Source organism: Mangrovitalea sediminis (assembly GCF_002514725.1).
GTDB classification, from domain to species: domain Bacteria; phylum Pseudomonadota; class Gammaproteobacteria; order Pseudomonadales; family Oleiphilaceae; genus Mangrovitalea; species Mangrovitalea sediminis.
This window is the reverse complement of sequence record NZ_NTLB01000004.1, coordinates 108,554-122,037: the sequence shown is the minus strand read 5'-3', so window position 1 is coordinate 122,037 and position 13,484 is coordinate 108,554. Positions and strand designations below refer to the sequence as shown.

At 59.9% G+C, this 13,484-nt stretch carries 12 protein-coding genes; 6 read left to right on the top strand and 6 right to left on the bottom strand.

From position 1 onward, the window contains the following. Positions 1-26 precede the first annotated feature (26 nt). The 3 genes from CLR77_RS10455 (at position 27) to CLR77_RS10445 (ending at position 2,833) form a co-directional block, all read left to right on the top strand. Positions 27-740: an ABC transporter ATP-binding protein gene (locus CLR77_RS10455; RefSeq protein WP_097460987.1), complete on the top strand. Its 714-nt coding sequence runs from the start codon at positions 27-29 to the stop codon at positions 738-740. 1 nt (position 741) lies between these two features. Further along, positions 742-2,007 (top strand): hypothetical protein, encoded by a 1,266-nt coding sequence (locus CLR77_RS10450; RefSeq protein ID WP_097460601.1) that lies wholly within the window; start codon positions 742-744, stop codon positions 2,005-2,007. Between the two features lie 142 nt (positions 2,008-2,149). Then, positions 2,150-2,833: a VC0807 family protein gene (locus CLR77_RS10445; RefSeq protein WP_097460600.1), complete on the top strand. Its 684-nt coding sequence runs from the start codon at positions 2,150-2,152 to the stop codon at positions 2,831-2,833. Here the strand turns inward: CLR77_RS10445 and CLR77_RS10440 are convergent. Further along, positions 2,798-4,186 carry an MFS transporter gene (locus tag CLR77_RS10440; RefSeq protein WP_097460599.1) on the bottom strand — a complete coding sequence of 463 codons (1,389 nt, stop codon included), beginning with the start codon at positions 4,184-4,186 and terminating at the stop codon, positions 2,798-2,800. The two genes, CLR77_RS10445 and CLR77_RS10440, sit on opposite strands and share 36 nt — an antisense overlap. A gap of 122 nt (positions 4,187-4,308) precedes the next feature. Here CLR77_RS10440 and CLR77_RS10435 point away from each other — a divergent pair, with 122 nt between their 5' ends. Continuing rightward, complete coding sequence (locus tag CLR77_RS10435; protein ID WP_097460598.1) at positions 4,309-5,178, top strand: LysR family transcriptional regulator; 870 nt, start codon at positions 4,309-4,311, stop codon at positions 5,176-5,178. A gap of 56 nt (positions 5,179-5,234) precedes the next feature. Here CLR77_RS10435 and CLR77_RS10430 read toward each other — a convergent pair whose 3' ends face one another. Further along, positions 5,235-6,458, bottom strand: coding sequence for an ABC transporter substrate-binding protein (locus CLR77_RS10430; RefSeq protein ID WP_198962736.1), 1,224 nt, complete (start codon positions 6,456-6,458; stop codon positions 5,235-5,237). A 331-nt stretch (positions 6,459-6,789) separates the two neighbouring features. Between CLR77_RS10430 and CLR77_RS10425 the strand changes: the two genes are divergently transcribed. Further along, positions 6,790-7,731 (top strand): GGDEF domain-containing protein, encoded by a 942-nt coding sequence (locus tag CLR77_RS10425; RefSeq protein WP_097460597.1) that lies wholly within the window; start codon positions 6,790-6,792, stop codon positions 7,729-7,731. 80 nt (positions 7,732-7,811) lie between these two features. On the opposite strand, the gene CLR77_RS10420 is transcribed toward CLR77_RS10425, so the two are convergent. Next, a complete protein-coding gene (locus CLR77_RS10420) occupies positions 7,812-8,390 on the bottom strand; it encodes a TetR/AcrR family transcriptional regulator (RefSeq protein WP_097460596.1) in 579 nt (192 codons plus the stop codon). A gap of 143 nt (positions 8,391-8,533) precedes the next feature. Between CLR77_RS10420 and CLR77_RS10415 the strand changes: the two genes are divergently transcribed. Next, the gene (locus CLR77_RS10415; RefSeq protein ID WP_097460595.1) at positions 8,534-9,013 is read left to right on the top strand and encodes a nuclear transport factor 2 family protein; all 480 of its coding nucleotides are present in this window, start codon (positions 8,534-8,536) and stop codon (positions 9,011-9,013) included. Between the two features lie 36 nt (positions 9,014-9,049). On the opposite strand, the gene CLR77_RS10410 is transcribed toward CLR77_RS10415, so the two are convergent. The 3 genes from CLR77_RS10410 to CLR77_RS10400 form a co-directional block, all read right to left on the bottom strand. Then, complete coding sequence (locus tag CLR77_RS10410; protein WP_158227172.1) at positions 9,050-9,679, bottom strand: TetR/AcrR family transcriptional regulator; 630 nt, start codon at positions 9,677-9,679, stop codon at positions 9,050-9,052. A gap of 95 nt (positions 9,680-9,774) precedes the next feature. Then, the gene (locus CLR77_RS10405; RefSeq protein ID WP_198962735.1) at positions 9,775-11,514 is read right to left on the bottom strand and encodes an aldehyde dehydrogenase family protein; all 1,740 of its coding nucleotides are present in this window, start codon (positions 11,512-11,514) and stop codon (positions 9,775-9,777) included. Then, positions 11,511-13,142, bottom strand: coding sequence for a long-chain-fatty-acid--CoA ligase (locus CLR77_RS10400; RefSeq protein ID WP_097460593.1), 1,632 nt, complete (start codon positions 13,140-13,142; stop codon positions 11,511-11,513). The genes CLR77_RS10405 and CLR77_RS10400 overlap by 4 nt, the downstream gene beginning before the upstream one ends. Positions 13,143-13,484: the final 342 nt, after the last annotated feature.

The window sequence follows — 13,484 nt, the reverse complement described above, 5'->3', positions numbered from 1 at the left end:
ACGGCAAAAGGGCGGGAGAGGTTTTCATGGAAGTCATTGTTGAGTGTCGCAACCTGAAAAAACGCTATTTCCAGGGCAGCGTTCCCGTCGATGCCTTGCGTGGTGTCGACCTGCAGGTGGAAAAGGGTGACTTCGTCAGCCTGTCCGGACCGTCCGGCTCGGGCAAGAGCACCTTGCTGAATGTGCTGGGCGGCCTCGATAACCCTTCGGAAGGAAGCGTAAAGATCGCTGGTCAGGACCTGTCGCAGCTGAGTAAGGGCGATCTTGCCGATCTGCGCCTGCAACGCATCGGTTTCGTGTTTCAGGCCTATAACCTGATTCCGGTGCTGAGCGCGGAGGAAAACGTAGAGTTTATCCTGCAGTTGCAAGGTGTGGGCGCCGCCGAGCGCCGGCAGCGGGCGAGGATGCTGTTGGCCCAGGTTGGCCTGACGGGTATGGAGTCGCGGCGTCCGGCCCAGCTTTCCGGTGGGCAGCAGCAACGAGTGGCTGTTGCCAGGGCCCTGGCGGCCAAGCCCTCCGTCGTGCTGGCGGATGAGCCCACCGCCAACCTGGATTCCGCCACCGCAGAATCCCTGCTGTCGCTGATGGCAGAACTCAATCAGGAGTCCGGCATTACCTTCATCGTCGCCACGCACGATCCGCGTGTCATTGCCCACACGCGCCGTCGCATCGTGCTGACGGACGGCCAGATCGACCAGGATGTACGGGTATCTGAAGATGAAATGGCGCCGGCCGTTTAGGATGACGATCCGGCAAAATTCGTTCTTCACGCTCCTCATGTGTGCCGTGATGGGGGTGGCGGCGCCGGATGCCGGGGCGGCGGATGTCCACGCGAGGCTGCAGTTACAACAGCAACAGGATGCGACAGCGAGCAACAGTCTGGCGGCGCGACAGGGTCTTTCTCATAGCAGCACTTCCAGTGCGGAGCTTCGTGTGATGGTGCAGCAGCACTGGGGACAGTGGGAAGGGAATCTTCACTATCTGGCTGATTGGCAGCATGGCAGTGGTGTTACGGTGGACCGGCAACTGGCGGGTGCGGGAGTGACCGATCCGACAGAAACCCTGGCGCAGAGCGACTGGTGGCGGCTGGACCCCTCAGGGATCAACGGGAACCGGACCCGTAGTCATTTGCGGGCGGATCGCGTGTGGCTCGGCTATGCCAGCCAGCATCTGGTGTTCCGCGTTGGTCGTCAGGCGCTGACCTGGGGCAGCGGCCAGGTGTTTCATCCGATGGACCTGTTCGACCCCTTTGCACCCACAGCGACGGACACCGAGTACAAGCGAGGTGCGGATATGCTGTATGGTCAGTGGCTGTTCGACGACGGTTCCGACCTCCAGGGCATCGTCGTACCGCGTCGTTCAACGGCTGACGGAACCCTGCATCCGCAAAACAGCTCTGCGGCCCTGCACTGGCATCGCGTGGGATATCCGATGCAGAGTAACTGGCTGCTCGCCCGGGATTACGGCGATAGCGTGTTGGGGGCAAACCTGTCGGTCCCCGCTGGTGATGCTACCTGGAGTCTCGAAGCGGTGCCCACCCTGAAGGATCGAGGAGGCGTTGCCATATCCCTGGATGCGGTGATCAGCAATGCGTTCACCCTGTGGCACCGCAACGCCAACGGGTTTGTCGAATACTATCGCAACGGCTTCGGTCTCTCCGGTCACGATTATGTGATATCGGATATACCGCAGGACCTGCAACAGCGCCTGGATCGTGGCCAGGTTTTCAATACCGGGGTCGACTACCTGGCGGTAGGTGGTACGCTGGAGTGGACCCCGCTTTTTCAGGTGGCTCCCAGTGTCATTGTCAATGTCCGGGATCACAGCGCCTTGGCCGTGCTGACGATGACGGATTCGCTGCGTGAGAACACCGACTTGATCGTAGGGGGGCAACTGCCGATGGGCCCCCAGGGTACGGAGTTCGGCGGGCTGGAAACGTCTGCCGCCAGTGGCGTCTATCTGGCGCCGTCACGGGAAGTCTATCTGCGCTTGAACCAGTATTTTTGAGCGCCTGAAACAGGAGTGGCCTCCGTCAAGCCGGCGCGCTTCCCGCTCGATGATCAGCCTGTATCCGGCTGGTTGTTTGCGAAAAATGCAGCGCCTATGATGGGGTTCGCTCCTCTTCGAAAATGCCAAGGAAGCCCTGTCGTTGATATCGAACTCTAACTCCCCCTCGACGCCATCCCGTTCCGTCCGGTTCGAGATTGTTCGCACCTTGCTCGTCAATGCGCTGGCACCCTATCTGATCTATGCGCTGCTCAAGGGGCATACGAGCAACTTTATCGCCCTGGTCTGTTCCGGTCTGCCGCCGTTGATCGAGAGCGTCTGGAGCCTCCTTAAACGGCGGCGGCTGGATGTCATGGCCGTTCTGGTCCTGGGTGGTATTGCGCTGGGGCTGGGCCTGATGGCGATGGGCGGTAATGCGCGTTTGCTGCTGGTGAGGGAATCGCTGGTGACGGGGTTGGTTGGGGTGGTCTTTCTGGTGTCCCTGGTCCTGCCGAGGCCGATTATTTTTTATCTGGCCCGTGAAATGACCACCGGCGACGTTCCCGAAGCGGTGGCAACCTGGGATCGCCGCTGGCAGGACCTGAGCTGGTTTCGTGCCGGCATGCGGGTAATGACGTTGATGTGGGGGGCGGGGATGGTGGTTGAAGCGGCCGTTCGCGTCGACATGGCGGAAACCCTCCCCATCCAGCATTTCCTGGCGATTTCCCCCTTTGTGCAGTACGGCATAACCGGCGCGCTGGTCCTGTGGACCTTGTGGTACCGGAAGAGGATGAAGCAGCGCGCCCAGGCTTCATCGATGGCTGCCACCCAGGTATCGTCCCGCTAGCAGCGCAGCCCCCGCATACGCCAGCGTTATTACGCCAAAGGCCACCGGTAGGGCCTTATGCCAGTCCGGCAATGCATGCAGAACAACCCCCATCGCCGCCACCCCAATCAGGGTGCCGACCTGTCGGTTGGCGTTGAGCGCTGCCGCAGCGATATTGGCATGGCTCTGGCCCGCCACCTGCATGACCGTGGTCGTCATGGCCGGGATGGCGATACCCACACCGAGGTTGGCGGCCATCAGAAGGGGAATAAAAAGGTCATAGGGCAAACGCATTCCAGTGATGACAACGACGGGACAAAGGATGGCCGCTGCCGCAACGCCGAACAGCATCGGGATGCGTGTGCCGAGGCGGGACGAGATGCGGGCGGAGATAAGGTTCCCGGCCGTAAACATCGCCATCAGGGGCAGCAGGTTCAGACCGGTATGCCAGGCGTCGTTGCCCCGGGCCTGCTCGACGTAGAGACTGATCAGGAAGATTTGCCCAAACGCACCCAGATTGATGAGGAAGCCGAAGCCGTTGGTTGCAGCGAAGCGGGCGTCCTGAAACAGGTCGCGGGGAAATATCGGCGAGGCTTCGCGGCATTCGCGGATAACGAAGGCCACTGTGGCAAACAGGGCCAGGACAAAGGCCGCGATGATGCTTCGCGAAGACCAGCCCAGGTTACCCCCCTCAATCAAGCCGAAGGCGAGCGTGCCGAGTGCCAGCATTCCCAGAGTGTGGCTGACTGGGTTCAAGGCCTGCGCGCGTCGTGGTGATGGGGCGAGGTGACGGCGAGCCATCACCAGCCCCAGCAGTCCTATGGGCACGTTGAGCCAGAAGATCCCGCGCCAGCCGAGCGTGGCGACGATGGCTCCGCCGACAATGGGGCCGCTGGCCGCAGCCACCGAGACGATAGCGGACCAGATGCCCAGTGCGGTGATTCTTTCCTTCTCATCGGGATAGGACTGGCTGAGGAGGCTGAGCGAACTCGGCATGAAGAGCGCTGCGCCGATCCCTTGCGCCAGGCGTGCTGCAATCAGTACGTCACCGTTGGGAGCGATGGCGCACATCAGTGAGGCGGTGAGGAAAACGGCCAGTCCGGTCATATAGATGGTCCGGGCGCCATAGCGGTTTGCCAGGGCTCCGCCGGTCAACAGCAGGGAAGCGAAGGTCAGGGTGTAACCGTCGACCACCCACAGCAGTCCGGAGAGGGGAATCGACAGATCCGACTGGAGGTGATCGAGGGCGACGTTGACGACGGTGACATCCAGCATGGCCATCACGAAGCCAAGCGCCACCGTGACTAGCGGCCAATGGCTTCGGCGGGTTCCGGCGTCGGAAGATGCTATTGCCGTTGAACAGGAAGTGGACATGGTGGCGATCCTGCGCGTGATAGATGTAGACGCTATGGTAAGGCGTTATTGGTATGCGAAAAATCGGAATCCATGCGGTAGACTGATGCAAAAATGCATCACTGCTGTGGCAAGGATCAAGCATGAACTGGGATAACGCGCGCGTTTTTCTCGCCATCTATCGGCAGGGCACATTGCGGGCCGCGGCAACGGAGCTGGGGATCGATCAGGCCACGGTGGGGCGTCGCCTTGCGGCTTTGGAGCGCTCCCTGGATGCGCGTTTGTTCTTGCGAACGCCGACGGGCTATACCCCGACGCCAGCGGGCGAGCTGGCTTTTGCGGCGGCTGAGAGCATGGAGAGTTCCGCTCACCAACTGCAACGACAAATGCAGGGGCTCGATGAACGCCTATCGGGCACGGTGCGAGTTGCCAGCACTGATACGATCGCTCAGGTATATCTGATGCGGGCCTGGCAGGATCTGCATAAATGCCATCCTGACATCCGCGTTATTCTCAGCACCTCGACACGACTGACCAATCTGACCCGGCGGGAAACGGACCTGGCGATCAGGCCCGTGCGTCCGACAGATCCTGACCTCATTGCACGTCACCTGACCCGTCGGGAAAGCGGCTTGTATGCCTCCCGGGATTATCTGGCCGAGCGCGGTGAACCCTCGCCAGGGACGGCGCTGGCGGGTCATGATGTGGTGATTTACCAGCGCCGGGTCTCCGCCCATCAGAGCGAGGCGCTCTGTGACGAACCGATCCACAAGGCGCGAGTCGTGCTAGAAGTCAGTTCCGGCCTGATGTTGGCGGAGGCGGTACGCGCCGGTCTGGGGATAGGGGAATTGCCGACGCATATGGGCGAGCAGTATCCGGATCTGGTTCGTATCTGGCCCGAGCGGTTCAGGCCTTTCGATCTGTGGTTGGTCATGCACGGAGACCTGAACCGAACGGCACGCGTCAGGGCCGTGATCGAGTCCATCGTGAGGGTGTTTCAGGCGGCGGGGTAATCTGGCAGGAAAGGCTTGAAGGGGGCGAGGCATTCAGCCTCACCCCCGTCCCATACTTACATCTTATCCAGCGGGCAGACGCTTTCGCTGATCGGCGGATAGGCTTCATTGGCCGGAATTTCCCGAACCACGTTCAGCAGATCCCATTTGCCTTTGGCTTGACCCGGCTTCTTGGCCTGGACCAGGAACATCTTGTGCACCAGGAGTCCATCCGGGCGGATATGACCGCCTTGAGCAAAGAAGTCGTCGATCTTCATTTTGCCCATTTCAGCACGCACCTTGTCCGGATTGTCGGTACCGGCAGCCTTGACGGCTTTCAGGTACGTCATGGTCGCGGAGTAGAGTGCGGCATGGGGGAAGGTCGGCGCCTGATCGTACTTCTTCATGTAGCGCTCAGCCCACTCACGGGAAGCCGCGTCATGATCCCAGTACCAGGCAGTCGTGAACAACAGGCCCTGTGCCGTCTGCAGTCCCAGACCCTGAACGTCGCTCAGCAACACCAGCAGGCCTGCCAGTTGCACGCCGCTGTCCGTCAGGTTGAACTCGTGTGCCTGTTGGATGGCGTTGATGGTGTCGTTACCGGCATTGGCCAGCCCGATGATCTGGGCGCCAGAGGCTTTAGCCTGCAACAGGTAGGAGGAGAAGTCGTTGGTGCCCAGCGGCGCCAGCGATTGACCGAGGATTTCACCGCCATGCTGTTTTACGACGGCAGCGGTATTGGCTTCCAGCGAATGGCCAAAGGTGTAATCAGCCGTGATGAAGTACCACTTCTTGCCGCCATTCTTGACGATGGCCGATGCCGTACCGTGAGGCAGGGCATAGGTGTCATAGCCGTAGTGGATGCCGTATTTGGTGCAGGCTTTGCCCGTGAGGTCCGATGATGCCGAACCCGTGTTGATGGTGATGACCTTCTTCTCGTTTGCCAGGTGCTGTACGGCCAGACCTACGGCGGAGTTGGTCAGGTCAGCGATCATGTCCACATGATCCTGGTCGATCCACTGACGTGCCGTTGCAGAGGCGATGTCCGCCTTGTTGCGGTGGTCGCCGGAAATGACTTTGATGGGCTTGCCGTCAATCTTGCCGCCAAAATCGTCGACTGCCATCTGTACCGCGTCAACGGCACCTTTTCCGCTAAAGCCGGTGGAATACACGCCCGACATGTCGCCGAGCACCCCAATCTTGATCTCGTTGTCGGAAAATTTCGCCGCGCTCGCTGTGCCCGCCGCGACCATGAGACTTGTCGCAAGGGCCAGACTACTGAGCATTTTATTCTTATTCACGCTCTTTCTCCTCGAATACGGATTGGACTTGTTATCTGCGGAGCTAGCGTTGACCGATTAAGGGTCACGCATTTTCTGACTTTATTCCGGTCGTTACCGTGAAGGCAAGCAAATTGCTCTAAGTCTGTAGTATAAGAATTTATGTTCATATATGGAGCCACCTTCCTCATGCTATAAACGTTATGCCGTAGCGCCAAGGAGGTTGGCCAAGCCCTTCCGAGTGGCCCGTGCGCGCTCATTAACGATGCCGGAAGGCCTGCCCGTTTTTGACGGCAGAATGGGTGTTTCCCGCCTTTCATATACCTCTTTTTGCCTGATGCGATAACGACTTATGACAGATGTGAGAAGTGAGATGGAGGACGACAGCGCGGTTTACAAGACGCTGTTGGAATCGACGCAGGCTATTCCCTGGAAGATCAACTGGAGTGATTTAACCTTTGCCTATATCGGCCCTCAGATTGAAGCCCTGCTGGGCTGGCCGCAGGATAGCTGGAAAGGGATCGATGACTGGGCATCGCGTATCCATGAGGAAGACCGCGAAAGAGTGGTCAATTTCTGTGTGGCGCAGTCCAAGGCCGGGACGGACCATGAGGCCGACTACCGGGCCCTGACCAAGGATGGAGACTACATCTGGATTCGCGATGTCGTTCATGTGGTACGCAACGGGGACGGCGACGTCGACGCCCTGATCGGTTTCATGTTCGATATCAATGAGCGCAAGAAAACCGAGCAGGAACTGGTTCGCTTGCAGAAGGAGCTTGAGGAGCTGTCTTTCAAGGACGGTTTGACCGGTGTGGCCAATCGCCGCATGTTCGATTCGATTATCGATGTCGAATGGGTCAATGCGCGACGCAATCACCAGCCGCTGTCGGTCATCATGATCGATATCGATTACTTCAAGCAGTACAACGACCACTATGGCCACATCCAGGGTGATGACTGCCTGAAGCAGGTTGCCACGCTCCTCTCCAAAGCCGCCACCCGCGCCCGGGATTTCGTCGGTCGCTTTGGCGGGGAAGAGTTTGTTTTGGTCCTTCCGGAGACCGATGCCGACGCCGCGAAGAAAGTGGCGGAGCGTTGCATCCAGATGATCCGCGATGCACAGATCCCTCACGAAAAATCCGGTATTGGTGCTGATCTGACCGTCAGCCTGGGCGTAGGCACCATTATTCCGTTGCATAACACGGAAGCCATGGCCTTTGTCGAGGATGTTGACCGGTTGCTCTACAAGGCCAAGGAGAACGGACGTAATCGGGCTGAGTTCAATCAGTAAAGGCTTCAATCCCGCGTAGGCGTGACATTCGTGGCGGTACTTCCGGATGAGACACGCTCGTCCGGAAACACGTTGCTTGCCTAGGTGTATGGACGGCTGATGGCTTGGATCAGGCGGTGACACGCCCATGTTACCCTGCGATCGCCTGTCATCTGCCGCCGCACGATAGTGCCCTCGATAATCACCATCATATCTTCAGCCATCGCTGCCGGCTCCGGCAGGCCGAGCTTGCGGGCCACGGTTTCCAGATAGTCGGCCAGTTCGGCTTTGTGTTGTACGGCGATTTCCCGTTCTCTGCTGGAGGATGACCCTGATTCCGCGACCGTATTGATAAAGGCGCAGCCTCTGAAATCGGGTTGCTGAAACCATTCCTCCAGCACCTCGGCAATAACGTCGAGGCGGCCTTCCGAGTCGATGCGCCTGTCCACTTCACCCTTGAACCAGCTCATCCAACGCTGATGCCGTGCGTTCAGGAAGGCGACGATCAGGTCTGTTTTAGACGGGAAGTGGCGGTAAAAGGACATCTTGGCCACGCCGGATTCGGCAATGATCCGGTCAATGCCGGTGGCGCGAAGTCCCTCCTGATAGAAAAGCCGGCTGGCCGTTTCGAGGATGCGGTCGCGTGCGGGTTTGGCGGTTTTGCCTTGAGGGTGGGCCATGGCCTCTCCGGGTTTGGCGTGCGAAAAGGATCGTGACAGACAGGTCTGTCTATGTCAATCTGTAGACAGATCTGTCTACCTTTGGTGCTGTCGGGGATGATGGGTCGCAACGTTGTTTCCATCCGCTATAGGAGCACATCAGAATGAGCGATACCCTCGAACATCGTCCGCCGCTGCCGCCGTTTACGCATGAAACCGCGAGGGAAAAGGTCCGGCTGGCGGAGGATGCCTGGAACAGCCGCGATCCGGAACGGGTCTCGAAGGCCTACTCGCCGGACAGTCGCTGGCGTAATCGTGCCGAGTTCGTGACCGGCAGGGATCAGATCGTGACGTTCCTGCGCCGGAAGTGGGATCGAGAACTGGAATACCGGCTGATCAAGGAAATTTGGGCTTTTGAAGGACACCGCATTGCGGTGCGCTTTGCGTACGAGTGGCGTGATGATGCGGGCAACTGGTTCAGGGCTTACGGCAATGAAAATTGGGCGTTTGATGAGAACGGATTGATGACGGAGCGTCATGCGTCGATCAATGACCTGCCCATCACGCCCGAGCAGCGGAAATTCCACTGGCCGCAAGGGCGCCGGCCGGACGATCATCCGGGGTTGAGCGAGCTGGGATTGTGATATGGCCTTGTGGCTGATCCCGGGGTTGGGCGTGGGTTAGCCGAGCATACCATCGACTACGGTAGCCAGATCCTTCTCGAAACGCTCACAGGCGCGCTCTTCACCGATGATGTGGCGTAGCAGATAGCGTTGGAAGAGGCCGTCGAGCAGGGCGTAGGCCGTCCCCGCATCCACCCGCACCGGGCGCCGGCTGAGTTCGCCAAGACGGGAGAGAAAGCGCCCCGTGGCGGCTTCGATCTGACTGTCGATATCCCACATGGCGGGACGGAAGGTCTCGTCGAAGAGGGCTTGAGCGCGGATGTCGTACCAGAGGCGATGTTCTTTGGGGTTGTCGCGAACCGAGCACACCAGCACCTGGAACATCTGGCGACGCAGCATCTCCGCTGAACAGGCACTGTCCACGGCGCGGTTGATGTCTTCGACGAAATCCTGCTTGTACAGGCCCACGCAATAGCCGATCAGCTCCACCTTGTCGGTAAAGTAATAGTGGATCACGCCGAGAGAACAGCCTGAAGCCTTGGCGATGTCCCGCAAACTGGTGCGGGCATAGCCGAGTTCGGCGAGGGTGCTGAGCGCCGTCTGTGCCAGCTCGCGTTTGCGCTCGGCGTACTTTTCGGGCCGAGGGTTGCGGGGCCTTTGCTGGCTGGCGGTTGTCGATTGGGTCACTGCCTCACTCCGTGCGTCAGGGCGGTGATGGTGGAAAATGGGGCGGCAGACTAGCAAAACCGGCCCCACTTGTCGCCTGACGCTGCACGGCTGCCTTATCCCCGCAGCGCGTTGATGAAGATCCGGGGCAGCTTGAGCCAGCCGGGCTTGTAGAGAAAGCGGGTCAGCAACTCGCCGACGATATGGGCGCGTCTGTGCGTGACGAACCAGGGCGGCTTGGGCAGCAGGGTCAGCTCTCCACTCAACAGGTTGCGCGGAAAGGGGCGCCAGGGCGCGGTGACCACGGTGCGTTCCGGCCTGTCGAACAGATAGGTGTTGTGGACGAAGCCGATACCGCTTTGCACATCATCGAGCGTATGGCCGGGATAGGCGCCCCAGACGGCTTGAACCGTGAGAAAGCCGACGCCGGTCCAGGTGTTGATCGCGATGCAGCCATACTTGAGCGACGCGATCAGCTCATCGAAGCGCACCTTGCCGATCTCCTTGATGGTCGCCGGATGGATCACGATGTTGGCGCCCAGGGTGCCATGGAGATGAGTGTTGCAGTACTCGATGGCGTTGCGCAGATAGGCTTCTGCCGTGTCGCCGGGTAAGCGCATCTCGGTCATCAGCGGTGCGAAGACTTCGTTGTTGTGGGCGTGGTCGTGTCCTTGCCCGCGCAGTGGGACGATAACCCGGTCCGCCGACGCTTGCGGTGCGCTCAGTCGTTCGGCCTTGGGATATTTTTCGGTATAGGTGCCGATGCGGTCTTTGGCGCCGGGGTAATAGAGTGGCCGGTCCGGCGCCGTTGCCATAGTACCGCGCAACTGGTCCAGGAAGGCCTCGGTCTGGTGCCAGTATTCGGGCACCAGCAGCATCTGGCAGGCGACGCAGTTGAAGCCGGAGTTGTGCAGTTTCTGCGTAGCCACCTGTTCAGCCTGGAATCGCAGGTCCGCCTCGCTCCAGGGGCCGGGCACGACGATGGTGGGACAGACGGCTCCCAGCTCCGAGGTGATGCGACGATTGTTGCGTGGTGTGCCGGCGGCCTTGTTGCGCCGGCCTTCTTCCCCCGGCCCCCAGATAATGGCATCGTGGGTAATGCCTGATCCGGTGATGTGAATTTCCTCGATCGCAGGGTGATTGCTCAGGTATTCGCCAACCTCCGCGCCGCCGGTAACGATACGCAGCACGTTGCGGTCGATCAGGGGCTTCAGCGCCGGTTGGAGCACTTCGCGCAGGTATTCGTTAACCGGGTTCAGTTTGAGGATGACGACCTGGTTCTCGGTGAAGAGCTTCTGAAAGCAGTCGAGTGGTGCGATGGCGGCGATGTTGCCGGCGCCAAGCACCAGGCTGAGTTTTCCCTGACGCTGGCCTTCCGGGATGTCATAGGCCGATGCGGTGTTCTCCTTGAGATTGTCCCTGGTGATTCCCGGCTCCATCCAGACTTCGGCGGTGACACCGCTCATCAGTAAACGATCCCAGAGATTGTGGGGCAGGACGCGCATGGCGATGCGACCGCCCGGGACGTCACGCACCGGCAACTCGTCGATATAGGTTTTGCCCTGCAGCTTGCTGAAGGTTTCAAGCAGCGCGTTACAGGCGGACATGAGCGCATAGGGCCCCGATGTCCATTCCTCGCCGGCCAGTGGCGAGCCTTCGGGGATACCCTTGTGTTGCGCTGCCAGTTCCGCCCAGCGACTGATCACCGGATACAGACATTCGCGAACGGCAGATAGCAGCGCCATGCGCTCGGCGATGCTAGTGCGGGTCCAGGCCTGTTTTGCTCCATCGAGAGTGGCAATGTCCCGGTCCAGCTCGATCATCCAGTCCGCAAGTTTCGGTTGGGTACTGCTCATGAGGCATCCCCTTTGAGCAGATAATCCTCATAAATCTCACGCAGCTGATTCTTGCGGATCTTGCCGGTTGCGTTGCGAGGTAGTGCCTCGACAAAAATGACGGCATCCGGCTTTTGCCAGGACGCCACCTTGCCTTCGAACAAGGCCATCACATCGTCCTCGGTCAGTGTGGAAGAGGCTTCCGGGACGACAATCAGCAGCGGCCGCTCATCCCATTTCGGGTGCTTGGCGGCGATGACAGCGGCATCGGCAATGCCCTCGAAGCCGGCAGCCAGACTCTCCAGTTCGACAGAGCTGATCCATTCGCCGCCGGACTTGATGATGTCTTTCGAGCGGTCCTTGATGGTGACGTAGCCGTCCGCGTCGATCACTGCGACATCCCCGGTGGGAAACCAGCCGTCCCTATGGGGCGGCGCGTCGGCGACGTCAAAGTAGCCGTTGATCACCCAGTGGCCCTTGGCATAAAGGTCGCCCTGTGCCTGGCCGTCGCGGGGCAGGTCGTTGCCCTGGTCGTCCATGATCTTGAGGTCTATTCCGAACGGTGGACGGCCTTGGCCACGGCGCATTACCAGCTGCTCGTCTTCGGACAGCCGGGAATGCTTGTGCAGCAGGGTATTCACGGAGCCGACCGGGCTGAGTTCGGTCATGCCCCAGGCGTGCAGGGTTTCGACACCGTAGTCGCGATACAGGGATTCGATCATCCAGGGTGGGCAAGCAGAGCCGCCGATCACGGTGCGGTTGAGGCTGGGCACCGTTTCACCCGACTCTTTAAGGGCGCTGATCAGGCCCTGCCAGAGTGTGGGAACACCGGCGGCAATAGTGACCTGCTCGCCGTTGATCAGATTCTTCAGACTGACGCCGTCGAGGTTCGGGCCCGGCAAAACCAGTTTGCAGCCCATCATGGCCGCGGCGTAGGGGATGCCCCAGGCATTGACGTGAAACATGGGCACGACCGGCATCATGCAGTCGCGGGCACTCAGGCACATGCTGTCGGGCAGGGCGATGGCCAGGGAATGCAGCACCGTGGAGCGGTGGGAGTAAAGCGCCCCTTTCGGGTTGCCGGTAGTGCCTGATGTGTAGCAGAGACTGGAGGCGGTGTTCTCATCGAAGGTCGGCCAGACATAGTCTTCACTGCCGCGCTCGACCAGTTCGTCATAGAAACCGATGCCGGGTAGGGCCTCGCTGGCGTCGGCATCTTCCGCACTCAGAAGAATCAGGTGTTCGAGGTGCTCCAGGCGGTCGCGGATGCCCTGCACGATGGGCAGGAAGGTCTTGTCGACAAACAGTACACGGTCCTGGGCATGGTTGATGATATAGACCAGCTGGTCGGCAAATAGCCTCGGATTGATCGTGTGACACACGAGACCGGCACCGGAAACGCCAAAATAGATTTCCAGGTGACGATAGTTATTCCAGGCCAGGGTGGCGACCCGGTCGCCCGCTTCGAGGCCGAGATCGAGCAGGGCCGACGCGAGCTTGCGGGAACGCCTTTCCACTTCGCCGTACGTTGTGCGGTGTTTGCCGCCGCTGGTTTCGACGGAGACGATTTCAGTGTCATGGTGATAACGCGCTGCGTGGGCGATTTGAGCACTGATCAGCAGGGGTTGCTGCATCATTTGGCCAAGCATGGGTACCGCTCCTTATGTCGGAATGGCGTTGTGCCGGAAAAGTGTCGGTGTCGATGAGGCTGGAAACGGGCGTGCTGTGCCTGTGGTGGACGTGCCGGGAGTCCGGGATGAATACGTCGATGGGGGGTGCCTGCCCGGAGGCATGACATGGTGTTCGTGTCCGTCGCACATGGAGATCCTCCTGCCGGCCTCTTGGCCGAATATTATTGTTGTTGGGTTCGAGAGTTCACCGATTCATGAATGTTGTCAAATAAAATTTGGTCGAGCGTCCAGATTTTGGTTAGAGTGCGGAAGAGGTCGCCGGTAATGACACCCGCGAACGCGAGGTTTGTTTCGCGTGCC

What these genes read in the sequence shown, in the direction of transcription:
- CLR77_RS10455 (WP_097460987.1), top strand. Translation starts at nt 27, where the DNA reads ATGGAAGTCATTGTTGAGTGTCGCAACCTGAAAAAACGCTATTTCCAG.
- CLR77_RS10450 (WP_097460601.1), top strand. Translation starts at nt 742, where the DNA reads ATGACGATCCGGCAAAATTCGTTCTTCACGCTCCTCATGTGTGCCGTG.
- CLR77_RS10440 (WP_097460599.1), bottom strand. Translation starts at nt 4,186, where the DNA reads ATGTCCACTTCCTGTTCAACGGCAATAGCATCTTCCGACGCCGGAACC.
- CLR77_RS10435 (WP_097460598.1), top strand. Translation starts at nt 4,309, where the DNA reads ATGAACTGGGATAACGCGCGCGTTTTTCTCGCCATCTATCGGCAGGGC.
- CLR77_RS10425 (WP_097460597.1), top strand. Translation starts at nt 6,790, where the DNA reads ATGACAGATGTGAGAAGTGAGATGGAGGACGACAGCGCGGTTTACAAG.
- CLR77_RS10420 (WP_097460596.1), bottom strand. Translation starts at nt 8,390, where the DNA reads ATGGCCCACCCTCAAGGCAAAACCGCCAAACCCGCACGCGACCGCATC.
- CLR77_RS10415 (WP_097460595.1), top strand. Translation starts at nt 8,534, where the DNA reads ATGAGCGATACCCTCGAACATCGTCCGCCGCTGCCGCCGTTTACGCAT.
- CLR77_RS10405 (WP_198962735.1), bottom strand. Translation starts at nt 11,514, where the DNA reads ATGAGCAGTACCCAACCGAAACTTGCGGACTGGATGATCGAGCTGGAC.
- CLR77_RS10400 (WP_097460593.1), bottom strand. Translation starts at nt 13,142, where the DNA reads ATGCTTGGCCAAATGATGCAGCAACCCCTGCTGATCAGTGCTCAAATC.